13 protein-coding genes are annotated in these 17,916 nt (G+C 60.4%); all 13 read left to right on the top strand.

Annotation, left to right across the window (positions count from 1 at the left end; all coding sequences use genetic code 11):
• The first annotated feature begins 66 nt into the window (after window positions 1-66).
• The 13 genes from tssB (at window position 67) to AB3226_RS15270 (ending at window position 17,857) form a co-directional block, all read left to right on the top strand.
• Window positions 67-582 carry a type VI secretion system contractile sheath small subunit gene (gene tssB, locus AB3226_RS15330; RefSeq protein ID WP_367373644.1) on the top strand — a complete coding sequence of 172 codons (516 nt, stop codon included), beginning with the start codon at window positions 67-69 and terminating at the stop codon, window positions 580-582.
• 15 nt (window positions 583-597) lie between these two features.
• Complete coding sequence (gene tssC / locus AB3226_RS15325; protein ID WP_367373643.1) at window positions 598-2,091, top strand: type VI secretion system contractile sheath large subunit; 1,494 nt, start codon at window positions 598-600, stop codon at window positions 2,089-2,091.
• 158 nt (window positions 2,092-2,249) lie between these two features.
• Entirely contained in the window at window positions 2,250-2,738 is a 489-nt protein-coding gene (locus tag AB3226_RS15320; protein WP_007894494.1) for a type VI secretion system tube protein Hcp, read from the top strand.
• 82 nt (window positions 2,739-2,820) lie between these two features.
• Window positions 2,821-3,279, top strand: coding sequence for a type VI secretion system amidase effector protein Tae4 (locus AB3226_RS15315; RefSeq protein ID WP_367373642.1), 459 nt, complete (start codon window positions 2,821-2,823; stop codon window positions 3,277-3,279).
• Window positions 3,276-3,716 carry a hypothetical protein gene (locus tag AB3226_RS15310; protein WP_367373641.1) on the top strand — a complete coding sequence of 147 codons (441 nt, stop codon included), beginning with the start codon at window positions 3,276-3,278 and terminating at the stop codon, window positions 3,714-3,716. The genes AB3226_RS15315 and AB3226_RS15310 overlap by 4 nt, the downstream gene beginning before the upstream one ends.
• Window positions 3,710-4,222 carry a type VI secretion system baseplate subunit TssE gene (gene tssE, locus AB3226_RS15305; RefSeq protein ID WP_367373640.1) on the top strand — a complete coding sequence of 171 codons (513 nt, stop codon included), beginning with the start codon at window positions 3,710-3,712 and terminating at the stop codon, window positions 4,220-4,222. Before AB3226_RS15310 ends, tssE begins: the two co-directional genes overlap by 7 nt.
• Complete coding sequence (gene tssF / locus AB3226_RS15300; protein WP_367373639.1) at window positions 4,219-6,078, top strand: type VI secretion system baseplate subunit TssF; 1,860 nt, start codon at window positions 4,219-4,221, stop codon at window positions 6,076-6,078. Before tssE ends, tssF begins: the two co-directional genes overlap by 4 nt.
• On the top strand, window positions 6,042-7,094 hold the full coding sequence (gene tssG, locus AB3226_RS15295; protein ID WP_367373638.1) for a type VI secretion system baseplate subunit TssG: 1,053 nt from the start codon (window positions 6,042-6,044) through the stop codon (window positions 7,092-7,094). Before tssF ends, tssG begins: the two co-directional genes overlap by 37 nt.
• Window positions 7,087-9,765, top strand: a complete 2,679-nt coding sequence (gene tssH, locus AB3226_RS15290) for a type VI secretion system ATPase TssH (RefSeq protein WP_367373637.1) — start codon at window positions 7,087-7,089, stop codon at window positions 9,763-9,765. Before tssG ends, tssH begins: the two co-directional genes overlap by 8 nt.
• A gap of 172 nt (window positions 9,766-9,937) precedes the next feature.
• On the top strand, window positions 9,938-11,875 hold the full coding sequence (gene tssI, locus AB3226_RS15285) for a type VI secretion system tip protein TssI/VgrG (protein WP_367373636.1): 1,938 nt from the start codon (window positions 9,938-9,940) through the stop codon (window positions 11,873-11,875).
• Window positions 11,876-11,893: 18 nt separating this feature from the next.
• Window positions 11,894-12,328: a DcrB-related protein gene (locus tag AB3226_RS15280; protein ID WP_367373635.1), complete on the top strand. Its 435-nt coding sequence runs from the start codon at window positions 11,894-11,896 to the stop codon at window positions 12,326-12,328.
• A gap of 12 nt (window positions 12,329-12,340) precedes the next feature.
• Complete coding sequence (locus AB3226_RS15275) at window positions 12,341-16,699, top strand: RHS repeat-associated core domain-containing protein (protein WP_367373634.1); 4,359 nt, start codon at window positions 12,341-12,343, stop codon at window positions 16,697-16,699.
• The gene (locus AB3226_RS15270; protein WP_367373633.1) at window positions 16,700-17,857 is read left to right on the top strand and encodes an ankyrin repeat domain-containing protein; all 1,158 of its coding nucleotides are present in this window, start codon (window positions 16,700-16,702) and stop codon (window positions 17,855-17,857) included.
• Window positions 17,858-17,916: the final 59 nt, after the last annotated feature.

The following is a 17,916-nucleotide window of genomic DNA, read 5'->3' as shown; positions in this document are numbered from 1 at the left end:
CGCAGTCACGTCACCGGTACCACCGATGACGCCAACACCGTCGCTCAAGCGACCAGGAGCAGCAACGTGGCGAAGCAAAGTTCTCAGAAATTCATCGCGCGCAACCGTGCGCCTCGAGTGCAGATCGAGTACGACGTCGAGCTCTACGGCGCCGAGAAAAAGGTCCAGTTGCCCTTCGTCATGGGCGTCATGGCGGACCTCGCCGGCAAGCCCGCCGAGCCTCTGGCGCCCGTGGCCGATCGCAAGTTCCTCGAAGTGGATGTCGATAACTTCGACTCGCGCCTCAAGGCCATGCAGCCACGCGTCGCATTTCACGTGCCCAACGAGCTGACCGGCGAAGGCAACCTGAGCCTGGACATCACCTTTGAAAGCATGGACGACTTCAGCCCGGCCGCCGTGGCGCGCAAAGTCGACTCGCTGAACAAATTGCTCGAAGCGCGCACCCAACTGGCCAACCTGCTGACCTACATGGACGGCAAGACCGGTGCCGAAGAAATCATCATGAAGGCCATCAAGGATCCGGCGTTGCTCCAGGCCCTGGCGAGTGCGCCAAAGCCCCAGGACTCCGAGCCCAGCGCTTAATCAGGACGAACGATCATGACCCAGTTGCAGCAAGATAATCAGCCCGTTGCAGGCAGCTCCACCGAGCCGAGCGAGTTCGCCAACCTGCTGATGCAGGAATTCAAACCCAAGACCGACCGCGCCCGCGAAGCCGTCGAGACCGCCGTGCGCACCCTGGCCGAACAGGCCCTGGCGCAGACCGACCTGGTGTCCAACGACGCCATCAAGTCGATCGAATCAATCATCGCGGCCATCGACGCCAAGCTCACCGCCCAGGTCAATCAGGTCATCCACCACCCCGATTTCCAGCAACTGGAAAGCGCTTGGCGTGGCCTGCACTACCTGGTCAACAACACCGAGAGCGATGAGCAACTGAAGATTCGCGTGCTCAATATCTCCAAGACTGACCTGCACAAGACCCTGAAGAAATTCAAGGGCACCGCGTGGGACCAGAGCCCGATCTTCAAGAAGATGTACGAAGAAGAATACGGCCAGTTCGGCGGCGAACCTTACGGTTGCCTGGTGGGCGATTACTACTTCGACCAGTCGCCGCCGGATGTCGAGTTGCTGGGCGAGTTGTCGAAAGTCTGCGCCGCCATGCACTCGCCGTTCATCGCCGCCGCATCGCCGACCGTGATGGGCATGGGCTCGTGGCAGGAACTGTCGAACCCGCGCGATCTGACCAAAATCTTCACCACACCGGAATACGCTGGCTGGCGCTCGCTGCGCGAATCGGAAGACTCGCGCTACATCGGCCTGACCATGCCGCGTTTCCTCGCGCGTCTGCCGTATGGCGCCAAGACCGATCCGGTGGAGGCCTTCGCCTTCGAAGAAAACACCGACGGTGCCGACAGCTCCAAGTACACCTGGGCTAACGCCGCTTACGCGATGGCGGTGAACATCAACCGTTCGTTCAAACACTTCGGCTGGTGCTCGCGCATTCGTGGCGTGGAGTCTGGCGGTGAAGTGGAAAACCTGCCGGCGCACACCTTCCCCACCGACGATGGCGGCGTGGACATGAAGTGCCCGACCGAAATCGCCATTTCGGACCGCCGCGAAGCGGAATTGGCGAAGAACGGTTTCATGCCGCTGCTGCACAAGAAAAACACCGACTTCGCTGCGTTCATCGGCGCCCAGTCATTGCAGAAACCGGCTGAGTACGACGATCCGGACGCCACCGCCAACGCCAACCTGGCCGCGCGCCTGCCGTACCTGTTCGCCACCTGCCGTTTCGCCCATTACTTGAAGTGCATCGTGCGCGACAAGATCGGCTCCTTCAAAGAGAAGGACGAGATGCAGCGTTGGCTGCAGGACTGGATCCTCAACTACGTCGACGGTGACCCGGCGCACTCCACCGAAACCACCAAGGCCCAGCACCCATTGGCCGCGGCCGAAGTGATCGTCGAGGACGTGGAAGGCAACCCGGGGTACTACAACTCCAGGTTCTACCTGCGCCCGCACTATCAGCTCGAAGGTCTGACCGTGTCGCTGCGCCTGGTATCCAAGCTGCCTTCGGCCAAAGGCGCATAAAAACGACCTTGATGTGATCGTTCCCACGCTCTGCGTGGGAATGCCGCCCGGGACGCTCCGCGTCCCAGTGACGCGGAGCGTCCCCAGATGCGTTACCACGCAGAGCGTGGGAACGATCAACAAAACACAATGTGGTAGAGACCACACAGGGAGAAAACATGGCTGTTGATATTTTCATCAAGATCGGCGACATCAAGGGCGAGTCCATGGACAAGGCCCACAAGGACGAGATCGACGTCTTGAACTGGAGCTGGGGCATGTCTCAGTCCGGCAATATGCACGTGGGCAGTGGCGGTGGTGCCGGCAAGGTGAACATCCAGGACCTGTCGCTGACCAAGTACGTCGACAAAGCTTCACCGAACCTGATGATGCACTGCGCCAGCGGCAAGCACATCGACAAGGTCAAGCTGACCGTGCGCAAGGCCGGCGGCGAAAGCCAGGTCGAGTACATGATCATCAATCTGGAAGAAGTGCTGGTCACGTCCCTGAGCACCGGCGGCTCGGGCAGCGATGATCGCCTGACCGAAAACCTCACCCTGAACTTCGCCAAGGTGCTGGTGGACTACCAGCCGCAAAAGGCCGATGGCACCAAGGAAGGCGGGCCGGTCAAGTTCGGCTGGAACATCCGTCAGAACGTCAAGGTGTAATCGAAGATGCCCCCGGCGTTATACGCCGGGGGTGTTTTAGTGCCTGCTCGAATCCAATCCTTTCCCCTCCGGTATCTGAGTCATGGCCAAGCCTTCGTTTATTAATTTGTGGAAAGCGTATTCCGACCTCTTGGCTACGCACCCTGACGCAAAACCCTGCAACGGGCCATGGGAAAATCAGTGTGCTATCCGCATGAGCATGACACTCAATGCAGAGCTGACCATCAAGGTCAACAAATCCACCTACACCGAACCCAAATGTGCACATGAACACGCCAGGGGTGCCGAATCACTGGCGAACTGGTTGTGGAAGCATCATCTGGGGCGGCCACAGATTCTCGGTGGAAGTGCCGAAGAACGGCGCAAGTTGCAAGACAAGACCGGGCTCATCTTTTTCAAGGATTGCTTCCAGCAGTCAGGGGAGTCTGCTGACAATCGCACAGGCGATCATATCGACCTATGGAATCGTGGCTTGACCATTGGCCGCTACAGCGACCCTGCCTACCGATCCAGGGCCATCTGGTTCTGGGAGCTGACATGATCAGATCCAGCCGAAACCTGGCGGCTCTGTGCTGTGTGTTGTCGAGCCTGTGGGCGTGCGCCGGCCAACAGACTACCCCTGCTTCCGAGGATCAGGTCGTCACTCTGGGCGAACAACGACTGACGCTGGGGAACGATCAGCAGCAATGCGTGTTGCGTAAACCGGATCAGAGCGTGCTGCCCCTCGAGATGCCATGGCCTTGCCAATTTGCTGTCGACCGACAGGGCAAACCTCACGTCGAATCCTTCAACAACGTACCGATCGTGATCGTGCTGCATGTGAGCGTTGATCCTGCGAACAGTCGTGAATGCCGGTCCGAGTACCGCGCCGTACGCCAAGTCAAAGGCCAGCTCGAACCTTCGGTGGTCGCGCGCAGTGCCAGTTGCCTGCGCGGTGCTGGGGATCAGAAAGATTACACGGGTCTTTTCATTTGGTAACCGAAATCGCCACCCGCGATCGCCTGCAACCGTCCCTGCTGGACCGGTTGACCGACGACGATCCGAGCAACCTCAAGGAAAGCGCCGACAAGCGCGTGCTCTCCCTGACCCAATTGAAAGCCTCGGTGCTGCGTGACCTGGCGTGGCTGCTCAACACCACTTCGTTGCTCAGCGCCGATGCGACGTTGCACACCGAGGCCGGCACGTCGGTGGTCAACTTCGGGCTGCCAGCCCTGGCCGGCAATAGTGCATCGAACGTCGATATCGCGGCGCTTGAAGCGCTGATCCACCAGGCCATCGCCACCTTCGAACCGCGGATTCTGCGTAACACTTTGCGCGTGCGGGCCCGGGCATCCGCCGAGATGAACCACAACGCCCTGAGTTTCGAGATCGAAGGCGATCTCTGGGCTCAGCCAGTGCCGCTGCGCCTGGTGCTGCAAACCGACCTGGACCTGGAATCCGGCCATGTGCGAGTGATCAACGCCGAACAACGGAGACGCTCATGAACCCGCGCCTGCTGGAACTGTACAACCAGGAGCTGCACCACGTGCGCGAAAGCGCGGCGGAGTTCGCTCAGGAATACCCGAAAATCGCCAGTCGGCTGACGTTGTCCGGCATGGACTGCGCCGACCCGTACGTCGAGCGTTTGCTGGAGGGGTTTGCTTATCTGACGGCGCGGGTACAGCTCAAGCTCGATGCCGAATACCCGACCTTCACTCATAACCTGCTGGAAATCGCGTACCCCCATTACTTGGCGCCGACACCGTCGATGACCGTGGTGCAATTACAGGCCGACCCCGATGAAGGCTCGCTGAGCAGCGGCTTCCCGCTGCCCCGGGACACGGTCCTGCGTGCCGCCCTGGGCCGCGAAACCCAAACCTGCTGCGAGTACCGCACCGCCCACGCGGTGACGTTGTGGCCGCTGCAGGTCAGCCAGGCCGAGTATTTCGGCAACCCGTCCGCCGTGCTCGGGCGCCTGGCCGCCAGCGAACCCAAGGCCAAGGCCGGTCTGCGCCTGACCCTGCGCACTGGCGCCGAACTACCATTCAACAGTCTGGCCCTGGACAACCTGCCGCTGTACCTCAACGGCGCAGACGAACAACCCTTCCGACTCTACGAACAGCTGCTGGGCAATGTCTGCGCCGTGTTCGCCCGCAAGCCCGGCGGCGATTGGGTGGAACGCCTGCCGCAGGACGCATTGCGCTCCCAGGGATTCGACGATACCGACGCCGCGCTGCCAGTGGTCTCGCGGGCCTTCCAGGGCTATCGCCTGCTGCAGGAATACTTCGCCCTGCCCCAGCGCTTTCTGTTCGTCGATTTCACCCAGTTGAGCCGTGCGGTCAAACGCTGCGACGGCCAGGAACTGGAAATAATCGTGCTGTTCGACCGTCACGATCCGAGCCTGGAAGGCAGCGTCGGAGCCGCGCAGTTCCTGCCGTTCTGCACCCCGGCAATCAACTTGTTTCCCAAGCGCCTGGATCGCATTCACTTGTCGGAACGGGTCAATGAACACCATGTGATCGCCGACCGCACCCGGCCGATGGATTTCGAGATTCATTCCCTGACCACCCTCACCGGCCACGGCACCGGGTCGGAGCAGCCTTTTTTGCCGTTCTATGCGGTACGCGATCCGTCTCGCTACGGCCGCGATCAGGCCTGGTACACGGTGCGGCGCGAACCCCGCGTGCTGTCCAGCGGCCAGCGGCGCAACGGCCCGCGCTCGACTTACATCGGCAGCGAAACCTTCGTCAGCCTGGTGGACAGCCAGCAGGCGCCTTATCGCCACGATCTGCGTCAACTGGGCGTAACAGCGTTGTGCACCAACCGCGACCTGCCGCTGTTCATGAGCGTGGGCAACAGCAAGACCGATTTCACCCTGGCCGACAGCGCACCGGTAGCGGCGGTGCGCTGCGTGGCAGGCCCGAGCCGCCCACGCGCCAGCCATGCCCACGACGCCAAGGCATGGCGGTTGATCAGCCAGCTTTCGCTGAATTATTTGTCCCTCAGCGAACAAGGCCAGGGCGCCGCCGCCCTGCGCGAACTGCTGCGCCTGTACGGCGACAGCAACGATGCGGCGTTGCAATTGCAGATCGAAGGCCTGCGCGAAGTCAGCAGCAAGGCCTGCACCCGACGCTTGCCCATGCCGGGCCCGATCGTGTTCGGTCGTGGCCTGGAGATCACCCTGGAATTCGATGAAAACGCGTTTCGCGGCACAGGAGTCTTCTTGCTCGGTGCAGTGTTCGAGCGCTTCCTGGCACGCTACGTGTCAATCAACAGTTTTACCGAGACGGTGATCCGTACCACCGAACGCGGCGAGATCATGCGATGGAAAGCCAAGCCCGGACGTCGTCCGACCCTGTGAGTACCCTGGACGCGATGCACCAGGAGCCCTGGGAATACGACTTCTTCCAGGCGTTGCGGCGCATCGAGTGCGAATCGCCTGAACTGCCGCGCCTGGGCCATTCGTTGCGCCTGGCCGATGATCCGCTGCGCCTTGGGCAACAGGCCGATTGCACCTTCGCCCCGGCGACCCTGGCGTCGGTACAGCCGGGCATCGACGGTGCGCCGGCGCGTCTGGAGCAGTTCTTTTTCGGCCTCGGCGGCCCCAACGGTCCATTGCCGCTGCACATCACCGAATATGTGCGCGAACGCCAGCGCAACAACGCCGACAGCACCAGTAAACGCTTCCTGGATGTGTTCCATCACCGCCTGCTGAGCCTGTTTTACCGGGCCTGGGCCGAAGCGCGGCCGACGGTCAGCCATGACCGCCCGGACGATGACTACTGGTCGGCACGCCTGGCAGCACTGAGCGGCCGGGGTATGCCGAGCCTGCTCAAACAAGGGCGGATCCCCGACACGGCGAAGTTGCATTACAGCGGTCATCTGTCGGCACAAACCCGCTACCCGGACGGTTTGAAGGCCATTCTCAGCGAGTACTTCGGCCTGCCGGTGGAAATCGAAGAGTACGTCGGCCAATGGCTGGAGCTGCCCGAACGCAGCCGCGTGGGTGTCAGCGCCCATCAATTGGGCGTGGATTTTTGCCTGGGTCGCTACGTCTGGGATCGCCAGCACAAATTCCGTATTCGCCTGGGCCCACTCAAGCTGGATGACTACATGGGCATGTTGCCCGGCAGCCAACCCTTCAATGAGCTGGTGGCCTGGGTGGCCGAATACCTGGGCCATGAACTGGACTGGGACCTGAACCTGATTCTGAAACAGCCCGAAGTACCGGCGTTGCAACTCAATGGGCGCTTCCGCCTGGGTTTCAACACCTGGCTGGGACGTCCTGAAAAAGATGCCAACGATCTAATACTCGCCCGGCATTACGCCGAGCAAGCCAACACCTCACAGACCTCAAGGAGCCAAGAGCATGGGTGAAATCAGTCGCGCCGCGTTGTTCGGTAAACTCAACAGCGTGGCTTACAAAGCCATCGAAGCCGCCACCGTGTTCTGCAAGTTGCGCGGTAACCCTTATGTGGAGCTGGCCCACTGGTTTCATCAGTTGCTGCAATTGCAGGACTCAGACCTGCACCGCATCATCCGTCAGTTCAACATCGAGCCGGCGCGCCTGGCCCGTGATCTGACCGAAGCCCTGGACCGTTTGCCACGCGGCTCGACTTCAATCACTGACTTGTCCTCCCATGTGGAAGAAGCCGTGGAACGTGGCTGGGTCTACGGCAGCCTGATGTTCGGCGAAAGTCAGGTGCGCACCGGTTACCTGGTGCTGGGCATTCTCAAGACGCCGAGCCTGCGCCATGGGCTACTGGGGCTGTCGGCAGAGTTTGACAAGATCAAGGTCGAAGCCCTGAGCGAGCGTTTTGACGAATACGTCGGTGACTCGCCGGAAAATGCGCTCAGCGCCAGCGATGGTTTCAACGCCGGCAGCGTGCCCGGTGAAGCCAGTGGCGCCATGGCTCCAAGCGCCATGGGCAAGCAGGAAGCGCTCAAGCGCTTTACCGTCGACCTCACCGAGCAGGCCCGCAGCGGCAAGCTAGATCCGATTGTCGGGCGTGACGAAGAAATCCGCCAACTGGTGGACATCCTCATGCGCCGCCGGCAGAACAATCCGATTCTGACCGGTGAAGCCGGCGTCGGTAAAACCGCCGTGGTCGAAGGCTTTGCCCTGCGCATCGTCGCCGGTGACGTGCCGCCAGCGCTCAAGGACGTGGAACTGCGCAGCCTCGACGTCGGCCTGTTGCAGGCCGGCGCGAGCATGAAAGGTGAATTCGAACAGCGCCTGCGCCAGGTCATCGAAGACGTCCAGGCCTCGCCAAAACCGATCATCCTGTTTATCGACGAAGCCCACACGCTGGTAGGTGCCGGTGGCGCCGCCGGCACCGGGGACGCGGCCAACCTGCTCAAACCGGCCCTGGCCCGGGGCACCCTGCGCACCGTGGCCGCCACGACCTGGGCCGAGTACAAGAAGCATATCGAGAAAGACCCGGCCCTGACCCGCCGTTTCCAGGTGGTGCAAGTCGCCGAGCCGTCCGAAGACAAGGCGCTGCTGATGATGCGCGGCGTGGCCTCGACCATGGAAAAACACCATCAGGTGCAGATCCTCGACGAAGCCCTGGAAGCTTCGGTCAAGCTCTCCCATCGCTACATCCCCGCGCGCCAGTTGCCGGACAAATCCGTGAGCCTGCTGGACACCGCTTGCGCCCGGGTCGCCATCAGCCTGCACGCCGTGCCGGCCGAAGTGGACGACAGCCGTCGCCGCATCGAGGCGTTGGAAACCGAACTGCAAATCATCGCCCGCGAGCACGCCATCGGCATCGTCATCGGCGCCCGTCAGAGCAACAGTGAAAACCTGCTGGCCGCCGAGCGCGAACGCCTGGCCGAACTCGAAAGCCGCTGGGCCGAAGAGAAAACCCTGGTGGACGAACTGCTCGCCACCCGCGCCACCCTGCGCGAAAGCGTCGGCGTGGTAGACAGCGACGTTGGCAGTAACGACAGCCACGCCCTGCGCGAGAAACTGGTGGACCTGCAACAGCGCCTGACCGCCCTGCAAGGTGAAACCCCGCTGATTCTGCCGACGGTCGATTATCAGGCCGTGGCCTCGGTGGTCGCTGACTGGACCGGGATTCCGGTGGGCCGCATGGCCCGTAACGAACTGGAAACCGTGCTCAACCTCGACCAGCACCTGAAAAAACGCATCATCGGCCAGGACCATGCCTTGCAGATGATCGCCAAGCGCATCCAGACCTCCCGCGCCGGCCTCGACAACCCGAGCAAACCAATTGGCGTGTTCATGCTCGCGGGCACCTCCGGCGTGGGCAAGACCGAAACCGCCCTGGCTTTGGCCGAAGCCATGTACGGCGGTGAGCAGAACGTCATCACCATCAACATGAGCGAATTCCAGGAAGCCCACACCGTGTCCACACTCAAGGGCGCGCCACCGGGCTATATCGGTTATGGCGAAGGCGGCGTGCTGACCGAAGCCGTGCGGCGCAAACCGTACAGCGTGGTGCTGCTGGACGAGGTGGAAAAAGCCCACCCGGATGTGCATGAGATCTTCTTCCAGGTGTTCGACAAAGGCGTGATGGAGGACGGCGAAGGCCGGGTGATCGACTTCAAGAACACCTTGATCCTGCTGACCACCAACGCTGGCACCGAGTTGATTGCCCGGGTCTGCAAAGACCCGCAAAACGTGCCCGAGCCCGAAGAGATCGCCAAGGCCTTGCGCCAGCCGCTGCTGGAGATTTTCCCGCCGGCATTGCTGGGCCGCCTGGTGACCATTCCGTACTACCCGCTCAGCGACGAGATGCTCAAGGCCATTACCCGCCTGCAACTCAACCGCATCAAAAAGCGCGTGGAGAACACCCATAAAGTGGCCTTCGATTACGACGACGCGGTGATCGACCTGATCGTCTCCCGCTGCACCGAAACCGAAAGCGGTGGGCGAATGATCGACACCATCCTGACCAACAGCCTGCTGCCGGACATGAGCCGCGAGTTCCTCACCCGCATGCTCGAAGGCAAAGCGCTGGCAGGCGTGCGGATCAGCGCCCGGGATAACGAATTGCACTACGACTTCAGCGACGCCGCATAGCCCCTGAAGGAATGCCGTCAGTGTGGGAGCTGGCTTGCCTGCGATAGCGATGTATCAATCGGCATCAATGCTGAATGTCACACCGCTATCGCAGGCAAGCCAGCTCCCACACTTGATCCGGTTACGGCAGGGAAAAAGCGGCGCGGCGATTACAACGTTTACGGGATAACTGATGCTATTCAAGCAACTCTCACGCCTGGCAAAAATCACCAGCCCCCTGGGGCCGGATGTGCTGTTGCTCAAGGACATGGGCGGCGGCGAAGAGCTGGGGCGGCTGTTCAACTATGAGCTGCAATTGCACTCGCTGGACAACGCCATCGACCTCAACCAGTTGCTGGGCAAACCCATGTGCCTGAGCCTGCAACTGGACGGCGGTGGCGAGCGCTATTTCCATGGCATCGTTGCCCGTTGCAGCCAGAACGTCGACCAGGGCCAGTTCGCCAGTTACCAGGCCACGCTGCGGCCCTGGCTATGGCTGCTGACCCGCACCTCCGATTGCCGGATTTTCCAGAACCTGACCATCCCGCAGATCATCAAACAGGTTTTTCGCGACCTGGGTTTTTCCGATTTCGAAGATGCCCTGAGCCGGCCCTATCGCGAGTGGGAATACTGCGTGCAGTATCGCGAAACCAGTTTCGATTTCGTCAGCCGCCTGATGGAGCAGGAAGGGATCTACTACTTCTTCCGCCATGAACAGGGTCGTCACGTGCTGGTGTTGGCCGATGCTTACGGTGCTCACACCGGCGCGCCCGGCTATGCTTCGGTGCCCTACTACCCGAAGAATGAACAGCAGCGCGAACGCGATCATATTCACGATTGGCACCTGGCCCAGGAAGTCCAGCCGGGCTCACTGGAACTCAACGACTACGACTTTCAGCGCCCCAGCGCGCGAATTGACGTGCGCTCGGCCATGCCGCGTCCGCACACCGCAGGCGACTATCCGCTGTACGACTATCCGGGCACCTATGTGCAAAGTGCAGACGGCGAACATTACGCCCGCACCCGCATCGAAGCCTTGCAGACCCTGCACGAACAGGTCGAGTTGGCCGGCAACGCCCGGGGCCTGGGGTCGGGTCATTTGTTCAGCCTCACCGGCTTCAGCCGCCAGGACCAGAACCGCGAATACCTGATCGTCGGCGCCCGTTACTACATTTCCCAGGAAAGCGGGGAAAGCGGCGGCGCTGGCGCTTCGGCGCAGTTCGAAAGCAGCCTGACCTGCATCGACGCGCAACAAAGCTACCGCCCCCTGCCCAACACCCATCGGCCTATCGTCAAAGGCCCGCAGACCGCACTGGTGGTTGGCCCCAAGGGCGAGGAAATCTGGACCGACCAATTCGGCCGGGTGAAGGTGCACTTCTATTGGGACCGCCACGACCAGTCCAACGAAAACAGCTCCTGCTGGATACGTGTGTCGCAATCCTGGGCCGGAAAAAACTGGGGCTCGATGCAGATCCCACGGATCGGCCAGGAAGTGATCGTCAGCTTCCTCGAAGGCGATCCGGACCGGCCAATCATCACCGGCCGCGTCTACAACGCTGAACAAACCGTGCCCTACGACTTGCCGGAAAATGCCACCCAAAGCGGCATGAAAAGCCGTTCGAGCAAGGGCGGCACACCGGCGAACTTCAACGAAATCCGCATGGAAGACAAGAAAGGCGCCGAGCAACTGTACATCCATGCCGAGCGCAATCAGGACATCGTGGTCGAGGTGGATGAAAGCCACTCGGTGGGCCACGACCGCAACAAGAGCATCGGGCATAACGAGACGGTGACCATCGGCAACAACCGCCTGCGTATCGTCAAACAGGAAGACATTCTTTCGGTGGGTCAGCGCAAGACCGACAGCATCAGCCAGAGCTACGTCATTGAAGTGGGTGAGAACCTGCGGCTGGTCTGTGGTGAAAGCATCCTGGAGCTCAATGCCAGCGGCCAGATCAACCTGACCGGCGTGCAAATCAGCTTCTATGCCAGCGGTGATGCCGAGTTCAACACCGGCGGCGTGCTGCATCTGAACAATGGCGGCGGCGCTGGCGCCACGCCTGATGGCCAGGGCATCAAGGCCAGTATCGACGCCAACATCAATGCCGCGTTTCCCAAGCCCAAGGGCTAATCACGAGATTTGTGTTCCATGACTTACCGAATCAATGAATTCCAGTTCCAACTGCCGGCAGGCGAACTGCAAGACGCGTCGATCAACATCCTCAAGTTCCCTGAACTGGGCACGTCGCTGATTGTCAGCCGCAGCTTGCTGGCCGAGGGCGAAACCTTGCAAAGCAACTTCGACGACCAGCTCAAGCGCCTGGAAAAGCAGGTGCAAGACTTGCGTTTTCAACCGGGCGTCGCCGTGCGTCTGGGCGCCAGCCAGCAAGTCGAAGGCATCGAGTTGCGCAGCCAGTTCAACAAGGGCAACGACAAAGTCTTCCAATACCAGTTGGCACTGGTGTTGCCCGGCACCCGCAAAATGCTCGCCCTGAGCTACGTGAAGGCCGAAAAACTCGGCGATGCCGAAGCCGCGCATTGGGCGACTATCAAGAGTTCGCTATTGTTCGACGTTACGGCCTGATGAGCACCTTGCATGTCTGACGCGCTCTGGGCCGCCCGGCTGGGTGATGCACTCAACCACACCTCGATGATGGCCGACATCCTCGGCGGCGTGCTCGAGGTGGCAGCCAACATCGCGATCACCGCGCTGGCCACCGCCGCCGTGGTGGCGGCCACGGGCATCACGGTCGTCACCGGCGGGTTGGGTTGCGTCGTGCTCGGCTTGGTGGTGGGCACGATCGTCGGCCTCGCCATGAGCAAGACCGGGGCCGACAAGGGCCTGAGCAATTTATGCGAGAGTTTCAGTAATTCGCTGTTTCCGCCCACGGTACAGGCGAACATTCTCACCGGCTCCACCAACACCCTCACCAACAACATTCCCGCCGCCCGGGCCGCCGGGGCGATCCCGTCCCATGTCGCGCCGGCCGGCACCGAGCTGGAAATACCCGAGCCGGAAGCCGAAGCCAGTTACCTCGACATGGCCGAGAGCTTCTTCTCGCAGATGTGGCGCCCCACCGTTGCCACCCCGGCACCTGGCGCCGTGCCCAAGCCGCTGGACCTGCTCGTCTGCATGAAGCATCCGCCGATGCCGCCGCAGTTTCTGGCCGAGGGCTCGGACAAAGTCACCATCAACGGCCAGCCCGCCGTGCGCAGCGGCGATCGCAGCACCTGCGATGCCAAGGTCGTATCGTCCGGGCTGATTTCCTCCAATGTGACCATTGGCGGCGGTTCGGTGGTGGTGCGCGAGATCCGCAGCGGCAAGACCCCGGGCGTGGGCCTGGCGGTCACCGCGTTGCTGATGCTCAAGGGCGGCAAAGGCAAGTTCTTCAGCAAATTGCCGTGCATGCTGGTCGGTGGCGCGACGTCGATGGCCGTCAGCAGCGCGATGGGCGCCATGGCCAACGCCGCCATGGGCTCGTCGAACCCGGTGCACGCCGCCACCGGGGCCAAGGTGTTGGGCGGTGACGAAGAGCTGGATTTCGTGTTGCCGGGGGTGCTGCCGATAGATTGGCAGCGCTTCTACAACAGCCGTGACGAGCGTCGCGACGGCTTGTTCGGGGCGGGTTGGAGCGTGTCCTACGAGGTGCGGGTTGAAATCCTGCCTCATCCGGAGGGCGGTGAAACGCTGGTCTACACCGATGAACAGGGCCGGCGCATCGACATGGGTTCGATTCCGTTGGGCGGCGCGGTGTTCAGCGCGGGTGAAGGGCTGAGTGTCCGGCGGCACGTTAATGGGCAGTTGCTGATTGAAAGCGATGACGGTGTGTACCGCTTGTTCAATCCAACGCCGGGCAATACCGCGCTGCTGCGCCTTGATCAATTGGGTGACCGCAACGACAACCGCATCCATCTCGACTATGACGACGTCGGACGCCTTGTAAAACTGCGCGACACCTTTGACTTGGTTCAGGTGGAATTGACCTACCTTCAGACACGGGTCAGTCAGGTGGAGCGGGTCTACCCTGACCAACACCGCGAAGTGTTGGTGAGTTATGGCTACGATCAGTCAGGCAACCTGACCGAAGTGCGTGACGCCACCGGCCAGGTGCAACGGCGCTTCAGTTACGACGCCGGACAGCGGATGGTCGAGCACCAGTTGCCCACGGGGCTGCGTTGCTTCTATGAATGGGCTTACATCGAGGAAAAAGAATGGCGCGTGGTCCGGCACTGGACCGACGAGGGCGATGCTTACCAGTTCGACTATGACCTCGACGCCGGTGTTACGCGCATTACCGATGATTTGCAGCGCATTAGTACACGACGCTGGAACAACCAGCACCAGATCACCGAATACACCGACAACCTTGGCCAGACCTGGCAGTTCGAGTGGAACGACGAGCGCCAATTGCTCAGCGCCACCGACCCGCAGGGTGGGCACTACGAATACAGCTACGACGACGCCGGCAATCTGATCGGCGAAACCGACCCGCTGGGTCGCAGCGACTCGACCTTGTGGCTGGAGCTCTGGGCCTTGCCGCTGGTGGAAACCGATGCCGCCGGCAATAGCTGGCAATACCGCTACGATCAGCGCGGCAACTGCATCGCCGAAACCGATCCGCTGGGCCACATCACCCGATACCGCTACGACACCCACGGCCAGGTCGTCGAGATCATCGACGCCACCGGTAAAAGCAAAAAGCTACGCTGGAACCCGTTCGGCCAATTGGTCGAACACATCGATTGCTCGGGTTATCCGACGCGGTTCACTTACGACAACCGGGGCTATCTGCAAACCATCACTGATGCCCTCGGCGAGCGCAGCCAATTCAGCTACGACGCCCAAGGGCGGTTGCTCAGCAGCCAATTGCCGGACGGCCGTACCGAGCACTATCAGCGCGACGTCAGCGGCCAATTGACCGGTTATACCGACCCGGCCGGGCACACCACGCTCTATCAACACAACCGTCGCGGCCAGGTGCGTCAGCGCACCGACGCCCACGGCCGGCAAGTGCAGTTCGGGTATGACAGCTATGGGCGGCTACAAGCGCTGACCAATGAGAACGGTGAAAGTTATCGGTTTGCCTGGGATGCGGGAGATCGGCTGACCGAACAACAGGATCTGGATGGCAGCGCCAAGCGCTACATCTATGACCTGCTGGATAACGTCGCGGCGGTAACGGCTGTTCCGGCGCCTTACGGCAACGGCTTGGCCATCGTCCCCGAGACGCCCCCGGCCCCCATCGTTCATCGACTGGAGCGCGACGCCGTCGGCCGGCTGATCGCCAAAATCACCGACGATGGCCGCACCGACTACACCTACGACCCACTGGACCAGCTCACCGCCGTCACCTTTACCGACCACCACGCCAACGCACAAACCCTGAGCTTCGCCTACGATGCCCTCGGCCAATTGCTCGAAGAACAAAGCGCGGCTGGCAGCCTGCAATATCACTATGACGAACTCGGCAACCTGATCCAGACCCAACTGCCCGACCGCCGCTGGATCAATCGCCTGTATTACGGCAGCGGCCACCTGCACCAGATCAACCTCGACGGCCAGGTCATCAGCGACTTCGAACGCGATCGCCTGCACCGCGAAGTGCTGCGCACCCAAGGCCAGATCAGCACCCGCAGCGAATATGACCGCTGCGGACGTTTACGCTCACGCCAGCGCCGACACACCAGCCAGCCATCGCTGATGCCGGCAGCCGTGCAGAAACATTTCGAATATGACCCCGCCGACAACCTGATCGGCAAACTCGACCAACAACCCGCCGCGCAACATCGCCAACTGCTGCACTACGACGCCACCGGCCGCATCATTGCCAGCCAGGACAGCCTGCACGGCCAGCGCGAAACCTTCGCCTACGACGCCGCCGCCAACCTGCTGGACGGCCCACAACCCGGCGCCGGACTGGTGGTACACAACAAACTGCTGACCTACCAAGACAAGCGTTACCGCTACGACGCATTTGGCCGGATGATCGAAAAACGCAGCGCTAAACGGGGCCTGCAGCGCTTCGGTTACGACGCCGAAAGCCGATTGATTGAAGTGCGCAATGAAAACGGCAGCGTGCTCAGGATGACCTACGACCCACTGGGTCGACGCATTAAAAAAACCGAGCACGACACCAACGGCTACCCGCTCGGTGAAACCCGCTTCACCTGGGACGGTCTGCGCCTGTTGCAGGAACATCGCCATCAACAGACCAGCCTTTACCTCTACGAAGACGACGGTTACGAACCCCTGGCCCGCGTCGATGGTATCGGCCCGCTGCGAAAAATCCGCTATTACCACAATGACCTCAACGGCCTGCCGGAACAACTCACCGAAGCGGACGGCCACAACGTCTGGCAGGCGAGTTATCGGGTGTGGGGCAACACGTTAGAAGAGGTGCGCGAGCCGTATTACATCGAAGAGCAGAACCTGCGGTTTCAGGGGCAGTACCTGGACCGGGAGACGGGGCTGCATTTCAATACGTTCAGGTTTTACGATCCGGATGTGGGGCGGTTTACGACGCCGGATCCGATTGGGTTGATGGGGGGATTTAACCTCTATCAATACGCACCGAATCCGATTGGGTGGGTGGATCCGTGGGGGTGGGAAGTTTGTCGACTCAGCGCCTCACAGAAGAGAGCGATGGGGCCTGCACCTAAGGGTATGGTAAAGCCGCATTACCATCATATCGTCCGCGAAAAAGCTCCGAAAAGCTGGAAAGCTCAAAATCAAAAGTACATTACCGACTCGCAAAAAATTCTGGCCAAACACAAAATTGGCCTAAACAACGACCCGCGCAACTTCACTTGGGCCCAAAATGGTGGAGGGAATCACTCGATAGCCAGCGCCAAAAAAGTCAATGAAATACTTCAGAAAGCGGACGTCGGCGGGCTGGCCAGTGTCCAAAACGCATTGAAAAAAATGGGTGCTCAAATGACAAAAGGTATTTTTTAAATGAACAACCCAGAAGAAATTTATGAAAAGAACATCAAGACTTTATTAGCCATTCACGCAGACATCGCGTCGGGAAATGCAGCCTCACTAAAAAAGCACCTAGAGAAAAATTCCGTTCTATTGCACCTGCCCATGTATGGTCTTGATGGGCATGAGACCCTGCTGCACATGGCTGCCGAACAGGGTCAAACCGAAATTTGCCGCTTATTGGTGTCTTTAGGTATTGCGCTGGACCAGCCTGCTGCCAGTTCCGGCAATAGCACGCCACTTGCCGCAGCCGCTGGCAATGGACATCTACAAACATGCCAATGGTTTCTTGAGGCCGGTGCTCTGGTGGATGGGTGGCCTAACAGCATAACCACCCCGCTGATTGACGCGATTACCTTTGGGCATGAGGACGTCGTCAATCTTCTTATAGAACACCATGCCAACATCAATCGACTGCACACCAGGCTGAATACCGCGCCATTGGACATCGCCAATACTTGGGGATTTACAGATATTGCGTCCACCTTAAGAAAATCGGGGGCGGTCAGTATCATGGACGTTGTTGAAAGCCAGCCCGAGGAATTTGGTGGTTCTATAGTCACTTTCGTGCACAACACCGCTGGCTGGGTTTTACCCGCGCAACTGAGTCCCTTCACTAATGAAGAGGGTCTGGAGCTGCGTATCAGCTGTATTGACGGCAAAAACAAGTTCAAGTTGCTCTTCACCATCGGACTTTTTGCCGAAAGTCCTCATACGGAATTATTCGTATGCTTGCCTGGCGACTGGCCTCTTACGCAGCAAGGTTTTACCCCGCACAGTCCTTGGGTTTTTCCGGTTGAGTTGCTGTCTCTGCTCGCTCGCCACACGTTCGATGATTGCCCCTTGTCGGAAGGCTTCTTGATTCGTCGTTCCGATGCCATGTATGCCAACCTGGCCTGGCCAGATGAAGTGGATGCTTTCGTGGCCGTGGATAAAGCCTGGGATACGAAAACCGAACAAGAGACGATCCCCGACGAGGAAAAGGTGATGCTCTATGTTTTGGCACCTGTCAAATTCACGAAAAAAGGCGAACCTGACGCAGAAGCATTGCGTGCTCTGACACAACGCAAACGTACAGCCAGTTGGGCGAGTGTGGTCATTCCGGCTCCGGATCCAGAGACAACGCAGTAGAAAAGTGGAGCGGTTTCTGTGCCTCCGTCCTCACCCCAGACTTGAGAAACAAGACAATA

This window comes from Pseudomonas lini, from assembly GCF_964063345.1.
GTDB lineage: Bacteria > Pseudomonadota > Gammaproteobacteria > Pseudomonadales > Pseudomonadaceae > Aquipseudomonas > Aquipseudomonas lini_B.
The sequence above is the reverse complement of the archived record's forward strand: the minus strand, read 5'-3'. Positions and strand labels throughout refer to the sequence as shown.

What these genes read in the sequence shown, in the direction of transcription:
- tssC (WP_367373643.1), top strand. Translation starts at nt 598, where the DNA reads ATGACCCAGTTGCAGCAAGATAATCAGCCCGTTGCAGGCAGCTCCACC.
- AB3226_RS15275 (WP_367373634.1), top strand. Translation starts at nt 12,341, where the DNA reads ATGTCTGACGCGCTCTGGGCCGCCCGGCTGGGTGATGCACTCAACCAC.
- tssG (WP_367373638.1), top strand. Translation starts at nt 6,042, where the DNA reads ATGGAAAGCCAAGCCCGGACGTCGTCCGACCCTGTGAGTACCCTGGAC.
- tssI (WP_367373636.1), top strand. Translation starts at nt 9,938, where the DNA reads ATGCTATTCAAGCAACTCTCACGCCTGGCAAAAATCACCAGCCCCCTG.
- AB3226_RS15280 (WP_367373635.1), top strand. Translation starts at nt 11,894, where the DNA reads ATGACTTACCGAATCAATGAATTCCAGTTCCAACTGCCGGCAGGCGAA.
- AB3226_RS15320 (WP_007894494.1), top strand. Translation starts at nt 2,250, where the DNA reads ATGGCTGTTGATATTTTCATCAAGATCGGCGACATCAAGGGCGAGTCC.
- tssH (WP_367373637.1), top strand. Translation starts at nt 7,087, where the DNA reads ATGGGTGAAATCAGTCGCGCCGCGTTGTTCGGTAAACTCAACAGCGTG.
- AB3226_RS15270 (WP_367373633.1), top strand. Translation starts at nt 16,700, where the DNA reads ATGAACAACCCAGAAGAAATTTATGAAAAGAACATCAAGACTTTATTA.
- AB3226_RS15310 (WP_367373641.1), top strand. Translation starts at nt 3,276, where the DNA reads ATGATCAGATCCAGCCGAAACCTGGCGGCTCTGTGCTGTGTGTTGTCG.
- tssF (WP_367373639.1), top strand. Translation starts at nt 4,219, where the DNA reads ATGAACCCGCGCCTGCTGGAACTGTACAACCAGGAGCTGCACCACGTG.
- AB3226_RS15315 (WP_367373642.1), top strand. Translation starts at nt 2,821, where the DNA reads ATGGCCAAGCCTTCGTTTATTAATTTGTGGAAAGCGTATTCCGACCTC.